General features: G+C 69.1%; 9 protein-coding genes. 5 read left to right on the top strand and 4 right to left on the bottom strand.

What is annotated here, in order from left to right:
- Positions 1-814 (top strand): Tim44 domain-containing protein (locus EJC49_RS25215; RefSeq protein WP_126702680.1); only part of this gene is annotated, 814 nt, incomplete at its 5' end.
- Between the two features lie 42 nt (positions 815-856).
- Here the strand turns inward: EJC49_RS25215 and EJC49_RS25210 are convergent.
- Both EJC49_RS25210 and relB read right to left on the bottom strand, forming a co-directional pair.
- Complete coding sequence (locus EJC49_RS25210) at positions 857-1,120, bottom strand: type II toxin-antitoxin system RelE family toxin (protein WP_170314868.1); 264 nt, start codon at positions 1,118-1,120, stop codon at positions 857-859.
- A gap of 25 nt (positions 1,121-1,145) precedes the next feature.
- Positions 1,146-1,364, bottom strand: a complete 219-nt coding sequence (relB, locus tag EJC49_RS25205) for a type II toxin-antitoxin system RelB family antitoxin (protein WP_126702678.1) — start codon at positions 1,362-1,364, stop codon at positions 1,146-1,148.
- Positions 1,365-1,484: 120 nt separating this feature from the next.
- Here relB and EJC49_RS25200 point away from each other — a divergent pair, with 120 nt between their 5' ends.
- From EJC49_RS25200 to EJC49_RS25190, 3 genes are all read left to right on the top strand, one after another.
- Positions 1,485-2,087, top strand: a complete 603-nt coding sequence (locus tag EJC49_RS25200; protein WP_126702677.1) for a nucleotidyltransferase family protein — start codon at positions 1,485-1,487, stop codon at positions 2,085-2,087.
- Between the two features lie 71 nt (positions 2,088-2,158).
- Positions 2,159-3,145: a Gfo/Idh/MocA family protein gene (locus tag EJC49_RS25195; RefSeq protein WP_126702676.1), complete on the top strand. Its 987-nt coding sequence runs from the start codon at positions 2,159-2,161 to the stop codon at positions 3,143-3,145.
- 142 nt (positions 3,146-3,287) lie between these two features.
- Positions 3,288-4,244 carry an NAD-dependent epimerase/dehydratase family protein gene (locus EJC49_RS25190; RefSeq protein WP_126702675.1) on the top strand — a complete coding sequence of 319 codons (957 nt, stop codon included), beginning with the start codon at positions 3,288-3,290 and terminating at the stop codon, positions 4,242-4,244.
- A gap of 8 nt (positions 4,245-4,252) precedes the next feature.
- On the opposite strand, the gene EJC49_RS25185 is transcribed toward EJC49_RS25190, so the two are convergent.
- Positions 4,253-5,365 (bottom strand): zinc metalloprotease HtpX, encoded by a 1,113-nt coding sequence (locus tag EJC49_RS25185; protein ID WP_210211873.1) that lies wholly within the window; start codon positions 5,363-5,365, stop codon positions 4,253-4,255.
- 258 nt (positions 5,366-5,623) lie between these two features.
- On the opposite strand from EJC49_RS25185, the gene dnaK reads away from it, so the two are divergent.
- The gene (dnaK, locus tag EJC49_RS25180; protein ID WP_126702674.1) at positions 5,624-7,543 is read left to right on the top strand and encodes a molecular chaperone DnaK; all 1,920 of its coding nucleotides are present in this window, start codon (positions 5,624-5,626) and stop codon (positions 7,541-7,543) included.
- An 86-nt stretch (positions 7,544-7,629) separates the two neighbouring features.
- On the opposite strand, the gene EJC49_RS25895 is transcribed toward dnaK, so the two are convergent.
- Positions 7,630-7,831: hypothetical protein (locus EJC49_RS25895; RefSeq protein WP_170314867.1), on the bottom strand; the 202-nt coding region annotated here is incomplete at its 5' end.

Genomic DNA, 7,831 nt, shown 5'->3' with positions numbered 1-7,831 from the left:
CGCGCCCGCCCCCGCCGCGACCCGCCAGCAGACCGGCGCCCAGCAGGCGGCCGGCCCGCAACGGCAGGGGATGTTCGGCGGCGGGCTTGGCGGCTCGCTGATGCGCGGCATCCTGATCGGCGGCCTGTTCGGCATGCTGCTCGGTTACGGCTTCGGCGGCATGGCCGGCGCGCTCGGCTTCCTGATCCAGTTGCTCCTGGTCGGCGCGCTGATCTGGCTCGCCATGGCCTTCTTCCGCTCGCGCCAGACACCCGCCATGGCGGGCGGTGCGCCGTCCCCCTCGGGCGGGCCGGGCTTCGGCCGCGAGCCGCTCGCCCGCGACGAGGCGTCCGCACCGCGCAAGGCCGGCGGCTTCACCGTGCCGTCGATCGGCGGCGCGGCCGTCCCGGTCGACAGCGAGCCGGAGCTCGAGTTCATCCGGCTCGACCAAGCCGATCTCGACACGTTCCAGCAGCGGCTGTCGGAGGTGCAGGAGGCCTTCTCGCGTGAGGATCACGCCGCCCTGCGCCGGCTGACGACGCCCGAGATGGTGTCGTTCTTCTCCGAGGAACTCGCCGACAACGCCCGGCGCGGCGTGGTCAACGAGGTCTCCGGCGTGCACCTCCTGCAGGCCGACGTCGCCGAAGCCTGGAGCGAGAACGGAAGCGACTATGCGACGACGGCGCTGCGCTACGAAGCCATCGACGTCCTGCGCGACCGCGCCACCGGCGAACTGGCCGGCGGTTCCGACCAGCCGACCGAGACGGTCGAGCTCTGGACCTTCGTGCGCGAGCACGGCGGCGACTGGAAGCTTTCGGCCATCCAGGACGCGTGAGGCAGGCGGGGGGCGGTGAGCCCGGTGCCACCGGCGCCGGGCTCAGTCCTCGGTGCGACTAAGGATGGTCCTGACGCTACGGCTGTCATAGGCCCGGCTTCTGTGAGCGACATAGATCACGAGCACGCGTTGGCCGTCCCTGTCCTCGACCCGACAGACGAGCCGGTGGTCGCCGACGCGAAGCTTCCAGTGGCCTTTGAGATGGCCCGAATAGGGGACCAGCCGCTGGCGCGCGTCGGATGCCGCAAGGAGATCGTCCAGCGCTGCCTTGATCCGACGCTGCTCGGCGGTCCCCAGACGCGTCAAGTCGAGGACGGCGTCAGGATGCCACTCAATCCTCAAGGCCGAGCCGCCGCCAGACCTCCTCGTTCGGCACCGGCTGGAACGGCTTGGCCGTCCGCGCCTTTACGACGTAGAAGTCTTCCAGCTCCTCCAGCTTCTCGACGATCGCCTGGCCCATGAGGTGGCCGCTGTCGAGACCATGCGCCTGGGCGAGTTCGTCCCAGCGCGTCATGACGTCGTCGTCGATTCGGATGGTGACGGTCTTCATCCTGGGTCCTGACCCGCTGCGTGATCGTGCCCGATCATATCGCATCGGACCGACTGGCGCCATCGATCCGGGCACGCCTGTCGCATTGCTCCTCGCGGCCGAATCGCCCACCCTGGACCCATGCACCATCTCCGCTTTTCCGGCCTGCCCTTCGCCCGCCAGCGCGATGCCTTCCTCGCGATCCTGCGTGCCGATCCGCTCGTCCTCGCCGCGCTGGAAGCTGCCTGCCGTCTCGATCTGCCGGACTGGTGGATCGTCTCGGGCGCGCTCTACAACACCGTCTGGAACGCGCTCACCGGGCGGCCGTCCGGGCATGGCGTCAAGGACGTCGACCTGTTCTATTTCGACGCCGCCGACCTGTCCTGGGAGGCAGAGGATGCGGTGATCCGCCGCGCCGCGCCGCTGTTTGCGGATCTCCCGCTGCCGGTCGAGATCCGCAACCAGGCGCGGGTGCATCTCTGGTACGAGGGCCATTTCGGCCAGCCCTACCCGCCGCTCGGCTCGTCGCGCGAGGGCATCGACCGCTTCGCCTGCAAGACCCACGCGGTCGGGGTCAGGCTCGGCGCCGACGGCACGCTCGATCTCTACGCCCCGTTCGGGCTCGACGACGTCTTTGCCTTCCGGCTGGTGCCGAACCGGGTTATCGACAACCGCGCGACCCACGAGGCCAAGGCGGCGCGGGCGCTGCCGCTGTGGCCGGAACTGACGGTCGTTCCCTGGTAGCGCGCTTTCCCGGTTCCCTCGCGGCCTCTCGCGCAGTAGGGTCCGCGCGACATTTTCGAGGAGGCAAGACCATGTTTCGCTGGGGTATCCTGTCCACCGCCAAGATCGCGCGCGAGCACGTCATCCCGGCCTTGAACGACAGCGAGAACGGGCTGGTCACTGCCGTCGCCAGCCGCGACCTGTCGCGGGCCCGGGCGCTGGCCGCGCGCCTCGGCGCGCCGCATGCCTTCGGCTCCTACGAGGAGATGCTGGCGTCGGACGTCGTCGACGGCGTCTACATCCCGCTGCCGACGTCGGACCACGTCGAATGGGCGATCAAGGCGGCGGATGCCGGCAAGCACGTGCTGGTGGAAAAGCCGCTGGCGCTGAAGGCGGCCGACATCGCTCCGGTCATCGCCGCGCGCGACCGCAACAAGGTGCTCGTCTGCGAGGCCTTCATGGTCGCCTACCATCCGCAATGGCACAAGGTGCGCGACCTGATCGCCGAGGGCGCGATCGGCCGGCTGCGCCACGTGCAGGGCGCCTTCACCTATTTCAACGTCGACCCGGTCAACATGCGCAACCGGCCGGAGCTCGGCGGCGGCGGCCTGCCCGACATCGGCGTCTACCCCACCGTGGCGATGCGGCTTTCCACCGGCAAGGAGCCGCTTAAGATCCGCGCCCGCGTCGAGCGCGATCCGGCCTTCGGCACCGACATCTATTCGCACGTGACGGCCGATTGCGGCGATTTCGACATGACCTTCTACGTCTCGACGCAGATGGCGGCGCGGCAAAGCATGGTGTTCCACGGCGAGGCCGGCTTCATCGAGGTCGCCACGCCGTTCAACGCGCGCATCTACGGCGACGACACGGTGACGCTCCACAACCACAACCACACCGAGGCCACCGTCTACCGCTTCCCCGACACCCGCCAGTACCGGCTGCAGGCGGAAGCCTTCGTCAGGGCCACGCGCGGCGAGACGGTCGACGTCTTCCCGCTCGAAAGCTCCGTCCTGAACCAGAAGGTCATCGACGCGATCTTCCGCGCCGGCGAAAGCGGCGGCTGGGAAGCGGTATAGCCGGCCCGGCTTTGCCGTCATCCCCGCTTCGGCGATGCGACATCGCCGTTGACGCGCGGTCGGACGAACCCTACTGCGAAGCACCAGTGGTCCGGACGAGGCGTCAGCCGTCGCGGCCACGCCGCTGTCTCAGGAGGGTGCCATGCGGATCGTCGTCACCGGTGCGGGAGGCTTCATCGGCCAGGAACTGATCCGGCGGCTCGCCGCGGGCGGGCTTGCCGGCGCGCACGCGGAAGCGAAGATCGTCGCCGTCGACGAGACGCTTCCGCCGGACACCATGCCGCTCGGCATCCGGCCGGTGATCGGCGACATCGCCGATCCGGTTCTCGTCGACGCCCTCGCCGCCGAGCCGATCGACGTGCTGTTCCATCTCGCCGCGGTTCCCGGCGGCGCGTCCGAAGGCGATTTCTCGCTCGGCTGGCGGGTCAACGCGCTCGCCACCATGGCGCTGGTCGACCGGCTGGCGCGGCAGGCCAGGCCGGCGCGCATGGTTTATGCCTCCACCATCGCCGTGTTCGGCGTTCCGCTGCCGCGCGACAGGGTGGACGACGAGACCCTGCCTTTGCCGACGCTCAGCTACGGCGCGCAGAAGCTGATGATGGAAACGCTGCTGTCCGACCATGCCCGCCGCGGCACCATCGACGCGCTCTGCCTGCGCCTGCCGGGCATCGTCGCGCGTCCGCGCCGCCCCGGCGGCCATCACTCGGCCTACATGAGCGACATCTTCCACGCGCTTGCGGCCGGCGAAACCTTCACTTGCCCGGTCTCGGCGGGGTCGACGTCGTGGATGATGTCGCGCCAGCGCTGCGTCGACAATCTGCTCCACGCCGCCGCCTTGCCCGCCGAACGGCTGACGGGCCGGCGCGCCTTCTGCCTTCCGGCGCTCAGGCTGTCGATGGGCGAGGTGGTGGAGGCCGTGGCCCGGCGATTCGGGCCGGAAGTGCGCGAGCGCGTGACCTTCGAGCCGCAGCCGGCGCTGGAGGCGCAGTACGGCTCCTATCCGCCGATCGACACGGCCATCGCCGACGGCCTCGGCTTCCGCCACGACGGCGACGCGGGCGCGCTTATGGCGCGGGCGCTGGAACTCTCCGACGCCTGACGGTCCCTTCAGTACCACACCCCGCCGCGGCGGATGCGCAGGCGCGGCCGCCCGTCGGGCGCGGCGAGCGAGCCGGAATGCGCCGGGCCGTCATGGTCCCTTGCCGAAAGCGGAGGCTCGGCCGCCAGCAGCGAGGCGATGCGGCGATAGTCGACCGGTCCGCGACGCCCGACATTGGGGATGAAGCTGCGCCCCGGGCGCAGCCGCCGCTCGACCACCTCCGCCACCGGCGCGGGCTCGGGCAGGTCATGCGCCGCCTTCAGCGCCATCAGCCGGGCGATGCGCTCGTCCGTCACCGGGTGGCTGCGCAGCACCGACGCGTCCGGCAGGCGGCCGCCCGGCAGCATCAGCCGGTCCCACAGGTTGCGCTGGGCGCGCTCCAGCTTGGCCAGCGCCGAGGCCAGCCCGGCCGGATCGCCGGTCAGGATCGCGGCGCCCAGATCGGCGTCGAACTCGCGGGTGCGCGACAGCGCCAGCTGCAGCAGCCCGCCGATCGTGGGGGAGGCGAGCAGGACCGTCACCGCCAGCCAGGGCACCTGCGTCTCGTAGCCGCCGGCAAAGCCGAGAAAGTTCAGCATCAGCGAGAACAGGCCGACCGTGGCCATGGTCGAGGTGAAGCGCGACACCATGTCGGCAAACGCCATCACCTTCACGTCCTCGTTGGCGATGTGGCTCATCTCGTGGGCCAGAACGCCGGCAAGCTCGCGCGCGGTCATCCGCCGCACCAGCCCGTCGGTGACGGCGATCGCGGCATCCTCGCGCCGCCCGACGGCGAAGGCGTTCATGACCTGCGAGGGCACGACGTAGAGCTTCGGCGTCGCCGGCAGGTCCGCCCGCCGCGCCAGTTCCTCCACGATGGCCACCCCTTGCGGAAACGCGGCCCGCGTCACCGGGCGCGCGTCATACATCGACAGCACCATCTTCGGGCTGACGTTGCGCGCCATCCACAGGGTCACCGCGCCGAACACCAGCGCAAAGACGACGCCCGTGGCGCCGGCGAAGGCGAAGGCGCTGACGCCGAGCAGCACGAGGCTGCCCAGGGACAGCAGCCACGTGTGCAGCGTGTTCATCGCGCGGTGGCGGCGCTGCTCGAAGAGGTCGAGATGGGACGAGGCGTTCATGGACGGGATATAGGGTGAGACCGGGCCGTTGTCCCACCGTCTTCATCTTTCCGTCACGAAACCGCTCGCGGCGTGCAAGAGTGACCGCGTGGAACGGGCAGCCCCCGCTTGCGCGCAAAAGGTCCTGTTCTTATATACGCCGCGACGCTCGGGGGCCGCGCAGGAGTCGCACGGGACCGGGCCATTTTCGGAAAACAGGGGCTGCCGACTGGAACGCCGGTATGGGTCCTGGCAGCCTGCTAAGCGGAGAGAACTGCAATGGCTAAAGTAATCGGTATCGACCTCGGAACGACCAATTCCTGCGTCGCCGTCATGGACGGCAAGGACGCGAAGGTAATCGAGAACGCGGAAGGCGCGCGCACCACGCCGTCGATCGTCGCCTTCAGCGACAGCAACGGCGACGAACGTCTCGTCGGCCAGCCGGCCAAGCGTCAGGCCGTGACCAATCCCGAAGGCACCATCTTCGCGGTGAAGCGGCTGATCGGCCGCCGCTACGACGATCCGGTGACCGAGAAGGACAAGAAGCTCGTCCCCTACAAGATCGTCCGGGCCGACAATGGCGATGCCTGGGTCGAGGCGCAGGGCTCCAAATATTCGCCCTCGCAGATCTCCGCCATGACGCTGCAGAAGATGAAGGAGACCGCCGAGTCCTACCTCGGCGAGAAGGTCGACAAGGCGGTCATCACCGTTCCGGCCTATTTCAACGACGCCCAGCGCCAGGCCACCAAGGACGCCGGCCGCATCGCCGGCCTCGAGGTGCTGCGCATCATCAACGAGCCGACGGCGGCAGCCCTCGCCTACGGCCTCGACAAGAAGAAGGCCGGCACCATCGCGGTCTACGATCTCGGCGGCGGCACGTTCGACATCTCGATCCTCGAGATCGGCGACGGCGTGTTCGAGGTGAAGTCGACCAATGGCGACACCTTCCTCGGCGGCGAGGACTTCGACATGCGCCTGGTCGAGTATCTGGCGGCCGAGTTCAAGAAGGAGCAGGGCATCGACCTGAAGAACGACAAGCTCGCCCTTCAGCGCCTGAAGGAGGCCTCCGAAAAGGCCAAGATCGAGCTGTCTTCGTCCGCGCAGACCGAGATCAACCTGCCCTTCATCACCGCCGACGCCTCGGGTCCGAAGCACCTGACGATGAAGCTCACCCGCGCCAAGTTCGAGGCGCTGGTGGACGATTTCGTCCAGCGCACCATCGAGCCCTGCAAGGCGGCGCTCAAGGATGCGGGCGTCAAGGCGGCCGAGATCGACGAGGTGGTTCTGGTCGGCGGCATGACCCGCATGCCCAAGATCCAGGAAGTGGTGAAGCAGTTCTTCGGCAAGGAGCCGCACAAGGGCGTCAACCCCGATGAGGTCGTCGCCATGGGTGCGGCCATCCAGGCCGGCGTGCTCCAGGGCGACGTCAAGGACGTGCTGCTGCTCGACGTGACCCCGCTGTCGCTGGGCATCGAGACGCTCGGCGGCGTGTTCACCCGCCTGATCGACCGCAACACGACGATCCCGACCAAGAAGAGCCAGGTGTTCTCCACGGCCGAGGATTCGCAGTCCGCGGTGACGATCCGGGTGTTCCAGGGCGAGCGCGAAATGGCGGCCGACAACAAGATGCTCGGCCAGTTCGACCTGGTCGGCATTCCGCCGGCGCCGCGCGGCGTGCCGCAGATCGAGGTCACCTTCGACATCGACGCCAACGGCATCGTCAACGTCTCGGCCAAGGACAAGGGCACCGGCAAGGAGCACCAGATCCGCATCCAGGCTTCGGGCGGCCTGTCCGACGCCGACATCGAGAAGATGGTGAAGGACGCCGAGGCCAATGCCGAGGGCGACAAGAAGCGTCGCGCGCTCGTCGAGGCGAAGAATCAGGGCGAGGCTCTGGTCCACTCCGCCGAGAAGTCGCTCAAGGAGTATGGCGACAAGGTCACCGAGGCCGACCGCACGGCGATCTCGGACGCGATCGCGGCTCTGAAGACCGCGCTCGAGGGCGAGGATCTCGAGGAGATCCAGTCCCGCAGCACGGCGCTGACCGAAGCCTCCATGAAGCTCGGCCAGGCCATGTACGAGGCCAGCCAGGCGGAAGCCGCCGCGGCCGACGCCAAGGCGGATGCGCAGAAGGCCGGCGAGGACGTGGTCGACGCCGATTTCGAGGAGATCGACGACGACAAGAAGAAGTCCGCCTGATCCAGGCTGTCATCGACAATCGGGGCCGGCGTCCGCAAGGACGCCGGCCCTTTTTCATGCCGCCGCCGCTCGCCCCGGGTCGCGGCTCAGCGCGCCTCGGCGCCGGGCGCGATCCGGCGCACGACGAGGGCGTCGCCGGTCGGGTCGCGGTCGAGCACCAGCGCGCTTCCGTCCTCGCGCATCGACACCACCAGGCTGCGCGCCTGGAACTCCGCTCGCCTCGCCTCGTCCCCGTCCTTGAAGCCGCGCAGGCCGCCGGCAAGGGCCAGCGGCGCCTCGCCCGGCGCC

Source organism: Aquibium carbonis, assembly GCF_003970795.1.
Classification (GTDB): domain Bacteria; phylum Pseudomonadota; class Alphaproteobacteria; order Rhizobiales; family Rhizobiaceae; genus Aquibium; species Aquibium carbonis.
This window is presented reverse-complemented; position numbering and strand designations above follow the sequence as displayed.